The organism is Thioclava sp. F36-7, assembly GCF_002020075.1.
GTDB classification, from domain to species: Bacteria; Pseudomonadota; Alphaproteobacteria; order Rhodobacterales; family Rhodobacteraceae; genus Thioclava; species Thioclava sediminum.
The window spans coordinates 446,788-463,511 of record NZ_MPZR01000001.1; the positions used below are offsets into that span (position 1 = coordinate 446,788).

General features: G+C 67.4%; 17 protein-coding genes. 12 read left to right on the forward strand and 5 right to left on the reverse strand.

Annotation, left to right across the window (positions count from 1 at the left end; translation table 11 throughout):
* Nucleotides 1-6 precede the first annotated feature (6 nt).
* Complete coding sequence (locus BMI89_RS01900; protein ID WP_168176754.1) at nt 7-1,119, forward strand: sugar phosphate nucleotidyltransferase; 1,113 nt, start codon at nt 7-9, stop codon at nt 1,117-1,119.
* Between the two features lie 64 nt (nt 1,120-1,183).
* Here the strand turns inward: BMI89_RS01900 and BMI89_RS01905 are convergent, their stop codons facing one another.
* From BMI89_RS01905 to efeU, 5 genes are all read right to left on the reverse strand, one after another.
* On the reverse strand, nt 1,184-2,326 hold the full coding sequence (locus tag BMI89_RS01905; RefSeq protein WP_168176755.1) for a glycosyltransferase: 1,143 nt from the start codon (nt 2,324-2,326) through the stop codon (nt 1,184-1,186).
* Between the two features lie 178 nt (nt 2,327-2,504).
* Nucleotides 2,505-3,449, reverse strand: a complete 945-nt coding sequence (locus BMI89_RS01910) for an HWE histidine kinase domain-containing protein (protein ID WP_078569620.1) — start codon at nt 3,447-3,449, stop codon at nt 2,505-2,507.
* A gap of 233 nt (nt 3,450-3,682) precedes the next feature.
* Entirely contained in the window at nt 3,683-4,939 is a 1,257-nt protein-coding gene (locus BMI89_RS01915) for a Dyp-type peroxidase (protein WP_078569621.1), read from the reverse strand.
* A gap of 17 nt (nt 4,940-4,956) precedes the next feature.
* The gene (efeO, locus tag BMI89_RS01920) at nt 4,957-6,156 is read right to left on the reverse strand and encodes an iron uptake system protein EfeO (protein ID WP_210402127.1); all 1,200 of its coding nucleotides are present in this window, start codon (nt 6,154-6,156) and stop codon (nt 4,957-4,959) included.
* Nucleotides 6,157-6,194: 38 nt separating this feature from the next.
* Nucleotides 6,195-7,739 (reverse strand): iron uptake transporter permease EfeU, encoded by a 1,545-nt coding sequence (gene efeU, locus BMI89_RS01925; RefSeq protein ID WP_168176756.1) that lies wholly within the window; start codon nt 7,737-7,739, stop codon nt 6,195-6,197.
* Between the two features lie 279 nt (nt 7,740-8,018).
* On the opposite strand from efeU, the gene gndA reads away from it, so the two are divergent.
* The 11 genes from gndA to BMI89_RS01980 all read left to right on the forward strand — a co-directional run bounded on the left by gndA (nt 8,019) and on the right by BMI89_RS01980 (nt 16,707).
* Nucleotides 8,019-9,428 (forward strand): NADP-dependent phosphogluconate dehydrogenase, encoded by a 1,410-nt coding sequence (gndA, locus tag BMI89_RS01930; RefSeq protein ID WP_078569623.1) that lies wholly within the window; start codon nt 8,019-8,021, stop codon nt 9,426-9,428.
* 212 nt (nt 9,429-9,640) lie between these two features.
* Nucleotides 9,641-10,393, forward strand: a complete 753-nt coding sequence (locus tag BMI89_RS01935; RefSeq protein WP_078539901.1) for an SDR family NAD(P)-dependent oxidoreductase — start codon at nt 9,641-9,643, stop codon at nt 10,391-10,393.
* The gene (atpD, locus tag BMI89_RS01940) at nt 10,390-11,781 is read left to right on the forward strand and encodes a F0F1 ATP synthase subunit beta (RefSeq protein WP_078569624.1); all 1,392 of its coding nucleotides are present in this window, start codon (nt 10,390-10,392) and stop codon (nt 11,779-11,781) included. Before BMI89_RS01935 ends, atpD begins: the two co-directional genes overlap by 4 nt.
* Nucleotides 11,778-12,188, forward strand: coding sequence for a F0F1 ATP synthase subunit epsilon (locus BMI89_RS01945; protein ID WP_078569625.1), 411 nt, complete (start codon nt 11,778-11,780; stop codon nt 12,186-12,188). Before atpD ends, BMI89_RS01945 begins: the two co-directional genes overlap by 4 nt.
* Complete coding sequence (locus BMI89_RS01950; protein WP_078569626.1) at nt 12,185-12,481, forward strand: AtpZ/AtpI family protein; 297 nt, start codon at nt 12,185-12,187, stop codon at nt 12,479-12,481. Before BMI89_RS01945 ends, BMI89_RS01950 begins: the two co-directional genes overlap by 4 nt.
* On the forward strand, nt 12,478-12,750 hold the full coding sequence (locus tag BMI89_RS01955) for a hypothetical protein (RefSeq protein WP_143593789.1): 273 nt from the start codon (nt 12,478-12,480) through the stop codon (nt 12,748-12,750). The genes BMI89_RS01950 and BMI89_RS01955 overlap by 4 nt, the downstream gene beginning before the upstream one ends.
* Nucleotides 12,747-13,433, forward strand: coding sequence for a F0F1 ATP synthase subunit A (locus BMI89_RS01960; protein WP_078569628.1), 687 nt, complete (start codon nt 12,747-12,749; stop codon nt 13,431-13,433). Before BMI89_RS01955 ends, BMI89_RS01960 begins: the two co-directional genes overlap by 4 nt.
* 2 nt (nt 13,434-13,435) lie before the next feature.
* Complete coding sequence (locus BMI89_RS01965) at nt 13,436-13,681, forward strand: F0F1 ATP synthase subunit C (protein ID WP_078519861.1); 246 nt, start codon at nt 13,436-13,438, stop codon at nt 13,679-13,681.
* Nucleotides 13,682-13,683: 2 nt separating this feature from the next.
* Entirely contained in the window at nt 13,684-14,418 is a 735-nt protein-coding gene (locus BMI89_RS01970; RefSeq protein WP_078569629.1) for an ATP synthase F0 subunit B, read from the forward strand.
* A complete protein-coding gene (locus tag BMI89_RS01975; protein WP_078569630.1) occupies nt 14,405-15,907 on the forward strand; it encodes a F0F1 ATP synthase subunit alpha in 1,503 nt (500 codons plus the stop codon). The genes BMI89_RS01970 and BMI89_RS01975 overlap by 14 nt, the downstream gene beginning before the upstream one ends.
* On the forward strand, nt 15,904-16,707 hold the full coding sequence (locus BMI89_RS01980; RefSeq protein WP_078539910.1) for a F0F1 ATP synthase subunit gamma: 804 nt from the start codon (nt 15,904-15,906) through the stop codon (nt 16,705-16,707). Before BMI89_RS01975 ends, BMI89_RS01980 begins: the two co-directional genes overlap by 4 nt.
* Nucleotides 16,708-16,724: the final 17 nt, after the last annotated feature.

Sequence of the window (16,724 nt, forward strand, 5' to 3'; positions counted from 1 at the left end):
ACTCTGATGCTGGCTCAGAAACGACCCGATTTATTGAACGGCTGTCTTCCAATGGTCTTGGCCGGTGGGCGCGGAAAGCGTCTGTACGAGCTGACCGAGGAGAGTTGCAAACCTGCCCTGCCCTTCGGCGCTGGCGGCCAGCGATTGGTGGATTTCACTCTTGCTTCGCTGCGTGCTGCCGGGTTCACACGGGCGATCATCGCGACGCAATATCGTCCCGCGCCGCTGATCCGGCACCTGCGCGACAAATGGGCGGATGCCTTTCCCGACGGGCTGCTCATCCGCGATGCGACACGGCTCTCGCGCGGCGGCTATCGTGGCACTGCCCATGCGCTTCTCGCCAATCTCGACCTGCTCGAGCGCGAAGGCGTTAACGACGTTCTGGTGATGCCCGCCGATCAGATTTGTGACATCGATCTGCGCCCGTTCATCCAGCGCCATCGCCTGAGTGACGCGCCCGCGACGCTGGTCGCTGCAACGCTCTCATCGTCGGATGCAGAGCATCATTCGGTGCTGGAAGTCGCGCGGGACGGGCATGTCAGCGCGCTCACCCACCGCCCGAGCGCGCCCGCCGAGATCGGCGAAAGCTCGGGGCGCAGCTTGGTCGCGACGGGGATCTACCTCTTCAAGACAGCGTGGCTGCGCAAGGAACTGCCGGAACTGTCTCGGGGCCGGTTCGATATTTCGATCGAGACGGATCTTCTGGAAGCTGCGCTGCGCGAGAAGGCCCTGCAAGCCTACCGCCTGCCGCGCAGCGACGCCGGGCGCGAAGCCTATTGGCGCGATATCGACACGCTCGACGACTATCGCTCTGCGCTTCTGGATTTCGCGGCACCACAAGGCGGCACGACACGGGGTAGCCCGCCGCTGAGCTGCCTTCATCTCGAGGCGCAGCCGGGCGTCATCGGGGTCGGTCGGCGCTCCGCGTTGACGGCAAAAGGGGCCGTCTCGCGCGATTGCCATCTGACCGATACGCTGCTGGCACCCGATGTCTCGTTGCCAGCCGGAACGATCGTGGAAGGGATCGGGCGCACGAATATGCGCTGGTTCCGCCGGAGCGGCGACACCAACCTGATCACGCAGGCGATGGTCGACCGCTCCAGAGAGCGGCTGCACTAGGTACCAATTCCGAGACGCTTTCGGGCGCGGACCTTCAGCGGTCCGCGCCTTTTTCAGTCCCGCGCTATTCCACCGCCAGCCTGACACCGACCTCTGCCGGCGGCAGATCGTCCGGCGCGAAATCGACCTCGGGCGCGGGCTCCGAGAGCCCCGCCATGCACATGCGATAGAGCTCTTCGTAGCGGTCGACCATCCGCTCCACCCCGAAACGGGCGATCGCCCGGTCGCGCACGAATTGTCGGTCGCAGGTCATCGCCTTGCGCGCAGCGCTCGCAAGCGCGGCCACGTCGCCTGTCGGCACGATCACGCCCGCCTCGCCCACGACCTCGCGCACCGCGCCGGAATCGAAGGCAGCGACGGGCACACCGCAGGACATCGCCTCGGCTGCGGCGAGCCCGAAGGGTTCATCCCAGACCGGCGTGAAGAAGCAGACCGACGCCCTGGCGACCTCGGCGCTCAGGTCCTCCGCCGTCAGATTGCCACCATAGGTGATCTGCGATCCGAGATAGGGCGCGATGGTGTCGTCGAAATACGCACGATCCTCGATTGGCCCGTAAATCCGCAGCGGCACCTCTGCGATCCGCGCGGCCTTCACGGCTTCGGCGGTGCCCTTGTTGGGAGTGATGCGCCCGAACCAGACCGCCGAGCCATCGGCATGAGGGCAGAAGCCCCAGACGCCGGTATCGATCCCGTTCGGCACGACATGGAAGGACAGATCGCAGTCGGGCTTGGCCCAACGCTCGCGCTGCGCCCCCGTGCAGACCGTGAAACGACACCATGGCGCGCGGGCATCGTGGACGGCGTCGCGCAGCGTCTCGAGGGGCGGCACATGCAGGGAGGTCAGCATCGCGATCCGCTCCCGCCGCGCCAGCCGCGGCGGATAGCGGTGCAGCGAATTGTTGTGAATGATGTCGAAGCCCCCCGTCTCCAACTTCTGCAGGATGCCCGCGAAGGCGCTGTCGAGATGGGTATCGGGCACATCGGACTCGCAGCCGCCTTTCGACGGATAGGCGCTGTCGACATGGCGCTCCGTGACCGGATACAGCTCCACCCCTTCAGGCGGCTGACTGTCGCCCGACGCAAACAGTGTCACCTCATGCCCTCGCGCGACGAGGGCGCCTGCGAGCGCGTAGGAATGAGCCTCCATCCCACCCATGAAGGGCGCCGAAATGGGGTGACGGATTGGGGAAATGATAGCGATGCGCATGTGCCTCCCTTCCCGGAAACGCATGGGCTCCGGGCGATGAACGGGCTGTTTCGGTAATGGGACTTCAATCGTATCGTGTAGGGGAACCAATGGGTGCGACGCTTGTTCCTGCATCGCGGAGCCGATCGTGCAGAAAGTCTCGGCTGTTGCCCGATTTCCCCCCGGGGGGCGGCGCGCGTCAGTACCCGTCGAGCGGCAGCTTCATGTCGATGATGAGCCAGCCATCCTCATAGCGGCGCTCTTTCTCCGCGCGCAGTTGCATCGCCGAGGCGAGGATCAGGCGCGAGCCGAAGCCCTGTTCGGCGGCCGCGTCGTAATCCGGGACCTGCTCTTTCCAGGTGAGGTGAACGCCGTTCTCATAGGGCTCCCACGTCACATTGATCTGGCCGTCCACGGATCTCAGCGCGCCGTATTTGGCGGAGTTTGTCACCCATTCATGCAAGATCAAGGCCAGCGAGGTCAGCGCCCGCGCGGGGATCATCACTTCTGCGCCCGACAGCAGAATGGTTTGCTCGGCGCGTGCAGGCGCAAGGACCCGCTCCAACAGCCCACCGAGCGCGACCGGCTGCGTGCTGTCCGTTCGCAGCATCATGGAATGCGCGCGATCGAGGGCGGTCACGCGGCCGCGCAACTCGTCCAGCATCTCCTCCTTGGTTTCGCTCGCGCGGGCCGCGCTGGAAATCATTGCGGAGACGAGCGCGAAGAGGTTCTTGATGCGGTGGTTCATCTCGGCGAGGTGCAGCTCGCGCTCGGCCAGCAACTCCTGCTCGGAGGTGATGTCGAAGCTGACCCCGATGACTTTGCGCTGGCCCGCCTGCGCGCGGTATTTTCCGACGCCACGGATCCAGCGCTGCTCGCCGGAAGGAAGGGTGATCCGGAAGATCTCGTCATAGAGGTCGCCCTCGCTCACGGCGCTGTCGAGCGCCTCGAAAACGCGCGCGCGATCTTCTTCGACAACTCGCGTCCGCACTGCGTCCTGCAAGTCCATCTCTCCCTCGGAGATGTCGAAGAGCAGACGACACGGCTCGTCGATTACCAAGCGGCGCGCCTCGACCGAGAATTCCCAGCGGCCGATCCCGGCAATGCCGAATGCGTCCTCGAGGCCGATGGGGGGAAGCGACATGCTGGGGAAACCTCGGTACTGACGATGTGCGGGGGAGGATGAGCGGGGCGCGGAGCCGAATGGCCCGGCCCGACAGAGTGACCTTTCCCCCGACCGAGTCAACTGCTGTAAACCGCCAGCCCCCGGCACTTATGCCCCCGGTACGGCTCAGACTTCCTGAGGTTTCTGATGCTTCTTGGTCTCGCCGCGACGACGGCGCGCAAAGGCCTCACCGCCGGATCCGCCCCGGAGGCTTAGACCGCTGCGAAAAGCGGCGCTCCGATATAGGAGCCTTTCGGCGCGGCAGGCGGCACCCAGAACAGCCCTGATCCGGTGTGGGAGATGTATTCGTTCAGCAAATCCGACGCGCCGAGCCGCCGTTGCAGCGCCTCGAAATGCGCGGGATCGTTCTGGTAGCTGATGAAGAACAGACCCGCATCGAGCCGCCCGACCGCGTTCAGCCCGCCGGTGAAGTTGTAGCCGCGCCGCAGGATGCGAATGCCGTCATTGGTTTCATGCGCCGACAGCCGAATATGCGCATGCGTCGGGATCACCGGCTCGCCTTGCGCGTTCTTCGCCTTGAAATCGGGCGTGTCGAATTCGTTCTCTCCGGTCAGCGGCGCGCCGGTGAGCTTGTGCCGCCCGAAGACGTCGTTCTGATGGCTGACCTGCGCGTTGTCCCAGTTCTCGATATGCATCTCGATCCGGCGCATCACCTGATAGGTGCCGCCATGCTGCCATTCGGGCCCGTCATTGGCCCAGACATGCTGTGCGAGCTGCTCTGGCGTGGTGATGTTGCGGGTGCCGTCGCGATAGCCAAAGAGGTTGCGCGGCGTCTCCTGCCCTGCCCCAGCCGAGGCGCGCCCGAAGCCGAGCTGGGTCCAGCGCACCGTCGCGGCGCCTGTGCGTTTCGCGATCCGCGCGAGGATGCGCACCGCGTGATAGGCGACCTGCGGATCGTCGGCGCAGGCCTGCAGCGAGAGATCGCCACCGCTGATCTCGGGGCGCAGCGCGTCCGAGGGCAGATCGGCCAGCGGACGCAGATGCGGCGGGGCTTTCGCCGCCAGCCCCATCTCCTTAGAGAAGACGCGCGGGCCAAGGCCCACGGTCACCGTCAGCCCTGCCGGGCCAAGCCCGAGCGCCTCGCCGGTCTCGAGCGCGGTGGCTGTCTCGCGGTCGGGCTCTGCCGGACCGACCGGCTGCCCTTCCATCATCAGCCCGATCGAGGCCGACCAGCGCGCGAGCAGCACCTGCAAAGCGCGCGAATCGGTCCCGGTCAGGTCGAAGGCCATGGCCATCAGATGCTGCTGCGGCGGCGTGGCGATCCCGGCCTGCGGCCCGGTGCCGTAAAAGGCGTAGCGCCTCTGGTCCGGGTCGGGCATGGCGTCGGGCGCAACCTTGCCGGTCTCCGCCGCCTGCCCCGCCGCGGCGATGGTGCCGCCAAGCGCTGCCGCGCCCAGAAACAGCCCACGCCGCGACAGTCCTGCCGGTTTATCGTCTTGCCCGCGCATCATGGCCTCCTTCGTCTTCAGCTTGCCGTCGCGACTTTTTCAGCGATCCGCGACAGCGGCTCCTGCAGCATCTGGATCGCGCGGCTCAGCTTCACCGCGTCGGATTTGCGCAGCTCAGCATCGTAGATCTTGTAGCCGCCCAGAGCGTCGGCATCGCGGTAGTCTTCGAGCATCGTCTGCACATCCGCAAAGCGCTGCGCGATGGTCTCGGCCACGTCCGGGTCGATCCGCTTCAGCCCCGGCTCGAGGAAGGCGAAGGCCTGATGCGCGCCTTCGATATTGGCCGCGAAGTCCACGAGGTCGATATGGCTATAGGCCTCTTCCTCACCGCTGATCTTGCCGCTTTGCACTTCTTCCAGAAGGGCCGCCGCACCGTTCGCGAGATCTTCGGGGCGATATTCGATTCCGCCCGACAGATCGGCGAGCATCTTGACGTTCTTCACCAGCTCCGCCGCATAGGCCTTGGTCTCGTCGGTGATTTCACCTTTTTCGAACAGGTCGCGCTCCACCGCATGGAAGCCGTGCCAGCCGACCGCCGGGTCGAGGTTCGACGCCCGCATGTCGATCAGGTAATCGAGGTTGCCCGAGTTGTCGGTCGGGTCGGTGCCGGGCAGGACGAAGCCTTCGACGTCGGGCTCGATCCGCTCGTAGAACGGACGCGCCTGCGCATAGGCCGCCTTCGCGCCCTCCACGTCGCCTTCATCCACTTTCGCGGCGAGGCGTTCGCTTGCGGTCACCATCGCGCCGACCATGCCTTCGACGTAGTTGGCATAGCCTGCGGTGCCTTCGTCCAAGAGATCGCCGATCGCGCTTTGCGCGCGCTGCTTGCTCTCACCGGTCACGGTGAAGGCCACGGTGTCTTCGGCCGCGCCCGGGCAGTAGATGCGATAGTCGCCACCGTCGAGCGTGACGGTGAAGCTCGACGCGGGCAGGCCGGGGGCGAGGTTCTCTTTCTCGCCGAGGATGCGGCTGTCCGACAGCAGCTCCAGCTCGGAGATCGCGGGGGCGGATTCATTGGTCACCGTGAAGGTGATCGGCCCTGCCGCCGCGCTGTCGTGATCGAGGACACACGCGCCGCCATTCTCGCCGGTCAGCGTGATCGCGACCTGCGCAGCCCCGTTATTCGTGGGCGCATCGGCCAGTGCCGGTTGCGCGAAGAACGCGGTTGCGGCGAGAAGGGGGACAGCGCGGCGGCGCGCGCGGGACGACATGTTCATTGTCAGGCTCCTGTATTTGCTCTGCGGTTTTGGCTTGGTCAGAGGGACCTGGCGGGGAAAAACGGTGCGGGGCGCGCACGGGCGAGCGCAGAAGCTGCCAGTGCGAGCGCGATGAGGAAGAGGATCACGGGCAACTCCCGGGCCCAGAACTGATGCTCGATACGGGCGCGGCGCACGGCGCGCAGCGCATCGGCTGCGTTTTGCGCGGCAGCGGGGGCCATGACCCAGGCGCCGGTCGCCATGCCACCGGGGGCCATGTCGACCCGCAGCGTGCGCGGCGTCGTCAGCCCCCCACCCGAGAGGCGCAGCGTCACCGCGCTACGGCCCTGCGCATCGAGAAGCGCATCGCCCGCGGTCCAGACGGTCACCTGCTCCAGCCGCGTCCACTCGGCCACGAAAGGCCCGGGGTTGCGCGCGGGACTGACGCCCACCGGCAGCCGCCCACCCGCAAGCTGCGCAAGCGTTGCGAGATCGATCTGGCCGGGGGCACCCGCGATCTCGGTCTGGGTCTGGACTTGGCGATGCAGGCTTGGCAGACCCAGATGCCGCTCCGGCGTAGCCTCGGCGTCCGTCAGATCGACACGGGTCGCGCCCATCTCGAGCACCTGTCCCTGCAAGCGCAGATCGGGCCCTGCAGCGGTGTCAACATCGCCTTCCAGCACACGCGGCGCGTGATCGGGCAGCGTCACCTGCGGCTGCTGCCATAGCGCCGCAATGCCCACCGCCAACACCGCGAAGGCGACCGCCAGCCCACCGCGCAGCCATTGCGCCGTGCGAGGATCGGGGCGCAGTGCGCGCGGCCAATAGGGCAGCGCCGCGACCGGGATCAGATAGGCGATCCAGCCCAGCACCTCGATCAGGCGCGGATCGGCGGGAATGCCCAGAACGCCGGTGATCAGAGCCGAGCGCACCGTGCCGGGGGCCACGAGCCAGCTCAGATCGGCTATGCGCTGCTGACCCGCCAGCAACCAGCCCGCCTCATGGGCCGAGCGCAGCGTCTGCAGCACCAGCCCCGCCGCGACGAGGATCAGGAACACGCCGGTCCAACGGAAGAAACGCCCCAGATTGAGCCGCATCCCCCCCTGCGCGATCGCCCAGCCAAGCACGACCGACGCCGCGAGACCAAGTGCTGCACCAAGCCCAGCCCAATGTCCGGTCTGCGCGCCGGAGATCGTGGCAAGCAGAAAAACGGCGGTCTCGAAGCCTTCGCGAAGCACGGCGAGGAAGGCCATCGCCGCCAGTGCGACCCGGCTCCCCTGCCCCAGCGCCGCATCGGCGTCGCGCTCGATCTGACCTTTCAGCCCTGCGGCGTGGCGCGTCATCCAGAGCACCATCAGCGTCACGAAGACGACCGCGACCGCCGCGATCACGCATTCCAGCTTTTCCTGCGCACTATGCGGCAAAGCGGCCTCGACCAGCGCGAGCCCCGCGCCAACGCCGACGGCCAGCGCCACGGCGGCAGCGACGCCAAGCCACATCTCGGTCAAACGCTCGCCCCGGGCGCGCAGGAAGGCCGCAATGATCCCGACGATCAGCGCCGCCTCGAGCCCTTCGCGCAGGCCGATGATGAATGTTGCCAACATGCCGTGGGCACCCCGCCGATTCCCGAGTAAATTGATAGGGTACTCGTTAGTGGCGCAGATCGGCGGGCGCAACCCCTTTTCCGAGTAAATTGCTCGGATTCTTGAAGTCGCATTTCTTCGCCCCTGCCGTTGCGGGCGATTTGCAACTTCCGCCATCTTGGGGCAATTCGTGCGGGTCGCCCTCGCAGCGCCGCGCAATCAGGCGGTCCGGCGCAGCGAAAGAGACGACGCCCCGGGCGCCTGAAGCGGCCCGCATGCAACAAATTCGGAGGCCGTATCTTGGCACAATCGCAAATCGGGCTGATCGGCCTTGGCACCATGGGCGGGATGCTCGCCCTGAACATCGCGGAAAAAGGGTTCGACATCTCGGTGTTCAACCGCACCACCAGCGTCACGAAGTCCTTCCATGAAAACGCGGGCGAACTGGCGTCGAAGATCACGCCCTGCGAAAATCTCGAAGACCTCGTGGCCTCGATCGCGAAACCGCGCGCGATCATCTTGATGGTCCCCGCAGGCGACCCGGTCGACCAGCAGATCGCGGCGCTGCGTGCCCATCTCGACGCGGACGATCTGATCATCGATGCGGGCAACGCGAATTTCCACGACACCGAGCGTCGCGCGGAAGAAGCCGCGAAGGCAGGGCCCCGTTTCCTCGGCATCGGCGTCTCCGGCGGTGAAGAGGGCGCGCGCCACGGCCCCGCGATCATGGGCGGCGGCGAGCAGCAGGACTGGGACCGCGTGGCCCCGATCCTCAACGCGATCGCCGCGAAATTCGACGGCACGCCCTGCGCCGGCTTCATGGGCAAGGGCGGCTCGGGGCATTTTGTCAAAGCCGTGCATAACGGCATCGAATATGCCGACATGCAGATGATCGCCGAGACCTACGGCGTGATGCGCGACGGCATGGGCCTGAACTCGCAGGCCTGCGGCGAGATCTTCGCGAAATGGGACGAAGGCGCGCTGAAATCCTACCTGATCGAGATTTCCGGCAAGGTCGCCCGCGCCACCGATCCCGAAAGCGGCGAGCCGATGCTCGACATCATCCTCGACCGCGCGGGCCAGAAAGGCACCGGCCGCTGGACCGTGATCGAGGCGCAGCATCTGGCGGCCCCCGTGCCGGTGATCGAAGCGGCCGTGATGGCGCGCAACCTGTCGTCGCGGCTCGATGCGCGCAAGCAGGGCGAGGACATGTTCGGCGCCGCTCCCGAGGCGCTGCCCGAGGGCGCGCTGAGCGCGGAGGATCTGGAGAACGCACTGATCGCGGGCAAGATCCTGTGCTACGCGCAAGGCTTCGAGCTGCTGCGCTCGGCCAATGCGCCTTTCGACTGGGACCTGCCGCTGCCCGACATCGCGCTGGTCTGGCGCGACGGCTGCATCATCCGCTCGGCGATGCTCGACGATATGGCGAGCGCGCTGAGCGAGTCGCCCGATCGCAACCTGATGTATGCGCCCTATTTCGCGGATCTTCTGAAGGCGCATCACGGCGCGCTGCGCAAGGTAGTCAGCATTGCCGCGGCCCACGGTCTGGCGGTTCCGGCCCTGTCGATGGCGCTGAGCTATTTCGACACGATGCGCACCGCGCGGGGCACCGCGAACATGATCCAGGGCCAGCGCGATTTCTTCGGCGCGCATGGGTTCGAGCGCACCGACCGCGAGGGCACCGACTTCCACGGCCCCTGGGCGATGTAAGCGCGCCCTCTTCGCTGAAAGATCACCGCCCGCGGCTCGCGCAGAGTCGCGGGCGGTTTCCGTTTCGCGGGGCGTCAGACGCCGCGAACCATGCGGCACAATCACGAGTTCGTGTGCGTCGCAACCGGACCCGCCCCGCTTGATCCCCATCAAAGTCCTAAAGCATCGAGATCGTTACCCTTCCTGCATCCAAAACGGAGGCCGGGACTGCTATGACACGGGATTTCGAAGGTAAATCAGCTATCGTTACGGGCGCGGGATCAGGGATCGGCGCGGCAATCGCCAAGGAATTGGCGGCGCGCGGGGCCTCGGTCCTGCTTGCCGATCAGAACGCAGACGCGGCCAAGTCCGTGGCCGAGGAAATCCGCAAGGCGGGCGGCACCGCCGAACCGATGGCGGTCGATGTCACCTCGGCCACGGAGGTCGAGGCGATGGTCGAGAAGGCCGTCGCGACCTTCGGCAAGCTGGATCTTGCCGTGAACAATGCGGGTATCGGCGGTCCGCAGGTGCCGTTCGGGGAGTATCCGCTCGACGGCTGGAAACAGGTGATCGACGTCAACCTGAACGGGGTGTTCTACGGGATGCGCTTCGCGATCGCCGCGATGCTGAAATCGGGCGGCGGCGCGATCGTGAACATGTCCTCGATCCTCGGCTCGGTCGCCTTCCCGAGCGCCTGCGCCTATGTCGCGGCGAAACACGCGCTTCTGGGGCTGACCCGGGCGGCGGCGATCGATCACGCAGCACAGGGCATCCGGGTCAATGCGGTCGGTCCCGCCTTCATCGAGACGCCGCTTCTGTCGGGGCTGGCGCCCGAGGTGAAGGACTCGCTGGTCGCGCTGCATCCGGCAGGACGGCTCGGCACGCCCGAGGAGGTCGCGGCGCTGACCTGCTTCCTGCTGTCGGATGCCGCGAGCTTCGTGAACGGCAGCTATCACCTCGTCGACGGCGGATATACCTCGCGATGAGCACGACGGAGGGGCGGATCATCGCGGTGCGCGGGCCGGTCATCGACGCAAGTTTCGATGGCCCGCTGCCGCCGATCCATTCGATCCTGACACTGACGGATGACGACATGCCGGGCAGCTTCGAGGTGCATGGCCATCTCGACGCGCATCGGGTGCGCGCCATCGCGCTGCAATCGACGCTCGGCCTGTCACGCGGGCGCAAGCTGCGCGCCACGGGCAAACCACTTGAAGTGCCCGTCGGCGAGGCCGTTCTGGGGCGGCTGATGGATGTGACGGGGGCGATGCGCGACGGCGGCGATCCGCTGCCCAAGGGCACACCACGCCGCCCGATCCACGGCACGCCGCCGCGCCTGTCGGGCAGCGGCGCGGTCACCGCCTTCGAGACCGGCATCAAGGTGATCGACCTGATGCTGCCGCTGGCGCGCGGCGGCAAGGCTGCGATGTTCGGCGGCGCGGGCGTGGGCAAGACGGTGCTGGTGATGGAACTCATCAACACGATGGTCGAGAAATATCAGGGCATCGCGATCTTCGCGGGCGTGGGGGAGCGCTCGCGCGAGGGTCACGAGATGCTCGCCGACATGACCGAGTCCGGTGTGCTGGCGCGCACCGCGCTGGTCTATGGCCAGATGAACGAGCCGCCCGGCGCGCGCTGGCGTGTACCGCTGACCGCAGTCTCCATCGCCGAGGATTTCCGCGACCGCGATCACCGCAACGTCCTTCTGATGATGGATAACGTCTTCCGCTTCGTGCAGGCGGGCAGCGAGGTCTCCGGGCTTCTGGGCCGCCTGCCCTCGCGCGTGGGCTACCAGCCCACCCTCGCGTCTGAGGTCGCCGAGCTGGAGGAGCGTATCGCCTCCGCCGCCGGGGCCTCGGTCACGGCAATTCAGGCGGTCTACGTGCCGGCTGACGATTTCACCGATCCGGCAGTCACCGCGATTTCGGGGCATATGGACAGCTCCATCGTGCTGTCGCGCCAGCTGGCCTCGGAGGGGATTTACCCCGCGATCGACCCGCTCGCCTCGTCCTCGCAACTGCTCGACCCCGAGATCGTCGGGGCGGAGCATTTCCGGCTGGCGGGCGAGGCGCGGGCGCTGTTGGCGCGGTTCCGCGAATTGCAGGACATCATCGCGCTTCTCGGCGTCGAGGAGCTCGGCGCGGCCGACCGGCTGGCGGTGCGCCGCGCGCGCAAGCTGCAACGCTTCCTCACCCAGCCCTTTGTCGTGACCGAGGCCTTTACCGGCCAGACCGGGCGCTCGGTGCCGCTGGCCGATACGCTAGAGGGCTGCCGCGCGATCCTCGCGGGCGAGGCGGACGACTGGTCGGATCAGTCGCTCTACATGATCGGCGGGATCGACGAGGCCCGCCAGCGAGAGGAGGCCGCGGCATGAGGCTCACCATCGCCACGCCCCTCGAAATCGTCGTCGATGCCAAGGACGTCACCGCGATCCGCGCCGAGGACGAGAGCGGCGGCTTCGGCATCCTGCCCGGCCATGCCGAGTTCCTCACCAGCCTCAGCATCTCGGTCATCTCCTGGGTGGTCGAGGGCCAACGGCACTATTGCGCGGTGAAGGGCGGTGTTCTTATGGTCGAAAATGGAAGCGACGTCTCGGTCTCGACCCGCGCCGCAGTGACCGGCGATCTGCCCGAGCTGGGCGACACGATCCTGAAACGGTTTCAGGCCGAGGATGACGCCGCGAAGACCAAACAGGCCGACTCCACCCGGCTGCATCTGCTCGCGATCCGACAGCTGGTGGCGAGCCTCGACGGCGCGCAGGCTCGGAAGGATTGGACATGACCCAGCCGCCGGAAGACCCGGAACAGACGGAGGAGCCGATGGAGAGCGCCGCGCGCCGCCACGCCGCTCGGATCGAGAAAGCCCGAGAGGAGGGTGACATCCCGCTGGGCCGCCGCTTGGGCCAGATCGGTGTGCTCGGATGGATCGTCGTGCTGCCGATGCTGGCGGGGGCCGCGGGCGGCAGGTGGATCGACCGGAGCGCCCAGTCGGGCATCTTCTGGACCGCCGCGCTGATGATGGTGGGGCTTGTCGTGGGGTGCTGGCTGGGCTGGCGCTGGGTGCAACAGCAATGAGCGGGACGATGGTTCTTCTCGGTCTGGCGAGCCTCGCCCTCGGCATCGGCGTGGGCCTCTTGCATTTCACCCTGCTGCGGGCGGGCACGGATGCGATGCTGCTCGAAAGCAAGGCGCTGAAGGCGATCGCGCTGACCGCGCTGCGCTTCGGGCTGACGATCGGGGCTCTCGTGGGCTGCGCGCTTCTGGGCGCGGTGCCGCTGCTGGCGGCGGCGCTCGGGATCGGCATCGGGCGGATGCTCACCCTGCGACGCGCGAGGTCCGCATGAATTCGCCGCTCGAGACCACCGTCCTGTTCTGGGTCGGCCCCGTGCCGATCACCCAACCTGTCGTCACGACATGGGTGCTGATGGTGGTGATCGTGGCCGGGTGCTACGCGCTGACCCGAAACCTGAGCCTCAAGCCCGGACGGCGCCAAGCGGCGCTGGAGTTGCTGGTGACGGTGCTCGACACCCAGATCCGCGAGACGATGAGCGTAGAGCCCGGTCGCTATCGCACCTTCCTCGGCGGGTTGTTCCTGTTCATCCTGATCGCGAACTGGTCCTCGCTGCTCCCGGGGGTGGAGCCGCCAACCGCCAACCTCGAAACCGACGCGGCACTGGCGCTCCTCGTCTTCGTGGCGGTGATCGTCTACGGCATCCGCGCGGGCGGCGTGCGTGGCTACCTGCGCAGCTTCGCGATGCCGACGCCGCTGATGATCCCGCTGAACCTCGTCGAGACGCTGACGCGCAGCTTCTCGCTGCTGATCCGCCTGTTCGGCAACATCATGAGCGGGGTCTTCGTGATCGGCATCGTGCTCTCGCTTGCAGGGCTGTTCGTGCCAATCCCCTTCATGGCGCTCGACCTGCTGACCGGGCTTGTCCAAGCCTACATCTTTACCGTCCTCGCCATGGTTTTCATCGCGGCGGCAGTGGCGGAATCCCAAACCTCCCACGGATCCGGAAAGGACTGACTATGGAATATATTGAAGTGGCGAGCGTCATCTCGGCCGCCGCAGCGGTGGCCTTCGGGGCGCTTGGTCCCGCGCTTGGCGAGGGGCGCTCGGTCGCGGCTGCGATGGACGCGATCGCCCGCCAGCCCGAGGCCGCCAACGCGATCTCGCGCACGCTCTTCGTCGGGCTCGCGATGATCGAGACGACGGCGATCTACTGCCTCGTGATCGCGCTTCTGCTGCTGTTCGCCAACCCGTTCATCGGCTGATCATGACACTGGACTGGTGGACGCTCGGGCTGCAGACGCTCAATGCGGCGGTGCTGATCTGGCTTCTGAGCCGGGTGCTTTGGCATCCGATCGTGAGTGCCATCCAGGCGCGTCAGGCCGAGGCGGACAAGCAATTGAGTGAGGCGAGCGAGACCGCGCGCAAGGCCGATGAGGCGAAGGCGCAGGCCGAGGCGGAGCTCGATCAGGTCGGCACGCGCAAGTCCGAGATGCTGGCGCAGGCCCAGACCGAGGCCGAAGCCGCGCGCAAGGCGCTTCTGGATCACGCCCGCGCAGAGGCCGCCGATATGGCCCGCACCGCAGAGGCCGAACGCGCCGCCCGTGCGGAGGAGGCCGAGAAGCGCTATGCGGCGCGCGCCGCCGATCTGGCGCAGCGCATGGCCGAACGGATCGGCGCGCGCCTGTCGCGGCCCGCACTGCTCGAGGCTTATGCGACGGATCTTCTGGCGCAGGTCGCGGCCCTCGACACCGAGGATCGCGCGGCACTCGGCTCGGAGAAACTCATGCTGCGGATCAGCGAGGAAGCAGATGCGGGTTATGGCGAGGCTTTCGCCGAGCGCCTTGGGAAGACCTTAGGCGAGAAGATCAGCCCAGCGATCAAGACGGATGCGGAGCTGATCTGCGGCCTCGCGCTGGAGACCAAGCACCTGCACCTCGAGAGCTCATGGGCCGCCGATCTCACCCGGATGCGCAAGGAGGTGGCCAATGACACCCAATGATCCCGACGAGTGGCTGGACCGCAGCTTGGAGGCCATCGCGCGTGCGCCGCTCGGTCCCGTCGTGCGCCGCAGCGGGCGGGTGGAGCGCGTGTCCGACGGCGTTGCGATGGTGTCGGGCCTACCCGAAGCCCGCGCCGGCGAGCGGCTGGTCTTCGAGGGCGGGCAATCGGGCTTCGTGCATGTGCTCGACGAAGAGACCCTCGCGGCGGTGCTGCTCGACGATATCGCGGGCGTCGCGCAGGGCGATGCGGTGACTGGCACGGGCGACGTGATGCGGGTGCCGGTCGGGCCGGGACTGCTGGGCCGGATCGTCGATCCGCTCGGGCGGCCCCTCGACGGGCTCGGCCCAATCACGACCACGGCCAAACACCCGGTCGAACGCCCCGCCCCGGCGATCATCGACCGCGCCGCGGTGGTGGAGCCGATGCAGACCGGCACGCTGGTGGTGGATGCCCTCTTCGCGCTTGGCCGCGGCCAGCGCGAGCTGATCGTGGGCGACCGCGCGACCGGCAAGACGACCATCGCGCTCGACACGATCCTGAACCAGAAGGACGGCGACGTGACCTCGGTCTATGTTGCCATCGGGCAGAAGACCTCCTCGGTGGAGCGGGTGATCGAGACGCTTCGGCGCAACGGCGCGCTGGCGCGCACCATTGTCGTGGTCGCCGGGCCGTCGACACCGCCGGGGATGCAATGGCTCGCCCCCTTCGCGGGCATGACCATGGCCGAAGAGCTGCGCGACACCGGCGGCCACGCGCTGATCGTGCTCGACGACCTCACACGCCACGCCGCCTCGCATCGCGAGCTTGCGCTGCTGACCCGGCAGACACCAGGGCGCGAGGCCTATCCGGGCGACATCTTCTATCTGCACGCCCGGCTTCTGGAACGCGCCGCGCGGCTGTCGGACGCATTGGGCAGCGGCACGCTGACCGCGCTGCCGATTGCGGAGACAGATGCGGGCAACCTCGCGGCCTTCATCCCAACCAACCTGATTTCGATCACCGACGGGCAGATTGCGCTCGACGCCAAGCTGTTCAACCGCGGCCAGAAACCCGCCGTGGATGTCGGCACTTCGGTCAGCCGGGTCGGCGGCAAGACGCAGGCGCGCAGCCTGCGCGACGCGGCGGAGTCGATGCGGCTCGATTATGCGCAGTTCCTCGAACTGGAGATCTTCACGCGTTTCGGGGGGATGCCCGACACGCGGGTGAAGGCGCAGCTTGCGCGCGGGCGGGCGGTGCGCGCGGTGCTGGCGCAGATCCAGCACGCGCCGCTGCGCCTCGCCGATGAGGTGGCGCTGGTTCTGGCAGTGCAGACGGGGCTTCTCGACGGGTTGGAGCCCGCGCAGATCGACGCCCTGCGCGCGGCGCTGCCCGGTGCGCTCGATGCGGCGGGGCTGTCGGGTGCGGATTTCTCCGCCACGCTCAGCGAGGGTCTGCATGACCAGATCGTGGAGTGCCTGAAGGGGCTTTTGCCGGAGCCTGCGAAATGAGCGAGCAGCTTGCCGAGATCGAAGCGCGGATCGGCAGCATCCGCACGCTCGCCTCGGTGATCCGGGCGATGCGCGCCATCGCGGGCGCGCGCGTGCGTCAGACAGAGGGAGAGCTTGCCTCGGTGGATCTGCATGCGGCGACGGTGAGCCGTGCGCTCGACCGGGTCCTGTCGCTCGCGCCCACACCGCCCAAACCCGAAGGGCCGCCGCTCACCGTTCTGTTTCTGGCGGAGCAGGGCTTTGCGGGATCGTTCAACGCCCGGCTTCTGAGCGAGCTGGGCACGCCGCCCGGCGGTCTCGTCGTGATCGGCACGCGGGGCGCAGCGCTGGCCGCCGAACAGGGGCTGAACGCGCTGGCGCAGTTCCCCCTGCCCTCGCACGGCCCGGCGGTTCCGCCCTTTGCCGACCGGCTCGCCGAGACGCTGCTGCAACTGGCGGGCCGCGCCCCGATCGACGCCTTCTACGCCCAGACGGAGGATGGCAGCTGGAAGGCCCGCCGCCGCCGTATCTTCCCCCGCCCGACCCGGTCGACCCCGCCGCCAAGCCAGCCGCCCCTGCTGACGCTGCCGCCTGCGCAGCTTTGCGCGTCGCTCTTTGCCGAACTATTACATGCGGAGCTGTGCCGCGTCGCGTTGCATGCCACGGCGGCGGAAAACACCGCCCGGATGCTCGCCATGGCCTCCGCTCAGGGGATGACCGAACGCAAACTCGACGCGCTGCAACAGACCGCGCGAATTTCGCGGCAAGAGTCGGTGACGACCGAGATTCTGGAGCTTTCGGCGGGTGTCACGTCCAGCTGAGATGTGCCCCCACCGCC

Bases quoted from the DNA above. Each gene is read 5' to 3' on its own strand.
- BMI89_RS01900 (WP_168176754.1), top strand. From the start codon at position 7: ATGCTGGCTCAGAAACGACCCGATTTATTGAACGGCTGTCTTCCAATG.
- BMI89_RS01905 (WP_168176755.1), bottom strand. From the start codon at position 2,326: ATGCGCATCGCTATCATTTCCCCAATCCGTCACCCCATTTCGGCGCCC.
- BMI89_RS01910 (WP_078569620.1), bottom strand. From the start codon at position 3,449: ATGTCGCTTCCCCCCATCGGCCTCGAGGACGCATTCGGCATTGCCGGG.
- BMI89_RS01915 (WP_078569621.1), bottom strand. From the start codon at position 4,939: ATGCGCGGGCAAGACGATAAACCGGCAGGACTGTCGCGGCGTGGGCTG.
- efeO (WP_210402127.1), bottom strand. From the start codon at position 6,156: ATGAACATGTCGTCCCGCGCGCGCCGCCGCGCTGTCCCCCTTCTCGCC.
- efeU (WP_168176756.1), bottom strand. From the start codon at position 7,739: ATGTTGGCAACATTCATCATCGGCCTGCGCGAAGGGCTCGAGGCGGCG.
- BMI89_RS01935 (WP_078539901.1), top strand. From the start codon at position 9,641: ATGACACGGGATTTCGAAGGTAAATCAGCTATCGTTACGGGCGCGGGA.
- atpD (WP_078569624.1), top strand. From the start codon at position 10,390: ATGAGCACGACGGAGGGGCGGATCATCGCGGTGCGCGGGCCGGTCATC.
- BMI89_RS01945 (WP_078569625.1), top strand. From the start codon at position 11,778: ATGAGGCTCACCATCGCCACGCCCCTCGAAATCGTCGTCGATGCCAAG.
- BMI89_RS01950 (WP_078569626.1), top strand. From the start codon at position 12,185: ATGACCCAGCCGCCGGAAGACCCGGAACAGACGGAGGAGCCGATGGAG.
- BMI89_RS01955 (WP_143593789.1), top strand. From the start codon at position 12,478: ATGAGCGGGACGATGGTTCTTCTCGGTCTGGCGAGCCTCGCCCTCGGC.
- BMI89_RS01960 (WP_078569628.1), top strand. From the start codon at position 12,747: ATGAATTCGCCGCTCGAGACCACCGTCCTGTTCTGGGTCGGCCCCGTG.
- BMI89_RS01965 (WP_078519861.1), top strand. From the start codon at position 13,436: ATGGAATATATTGAAGTGGCGAGCGTCATCTCGGCCGCCGCAGCGGTG.
- BMI89_RS01970 (WP_078569629.1), top strand. From the start codon at position 13,684: ATGACACTGGACTGGTGGACGCTCGGGCTGCAGACGCTCAATGCGGCG.
- BMI89_RS01975 (WP_078569630.1), top strand. From the start codon at position 14,405: ATGACACCCAATGATCCCGACGAGTGGCTGGACCGCAGCTTGGAGGCC.
- BMI89_RS01980 (WP_078539910.1), top strand. From the start codon at position 15,904: ATGAGCGAGCAGCTTGCCGAGATCGAAGCGCGGATCGGCAGCATCCGC.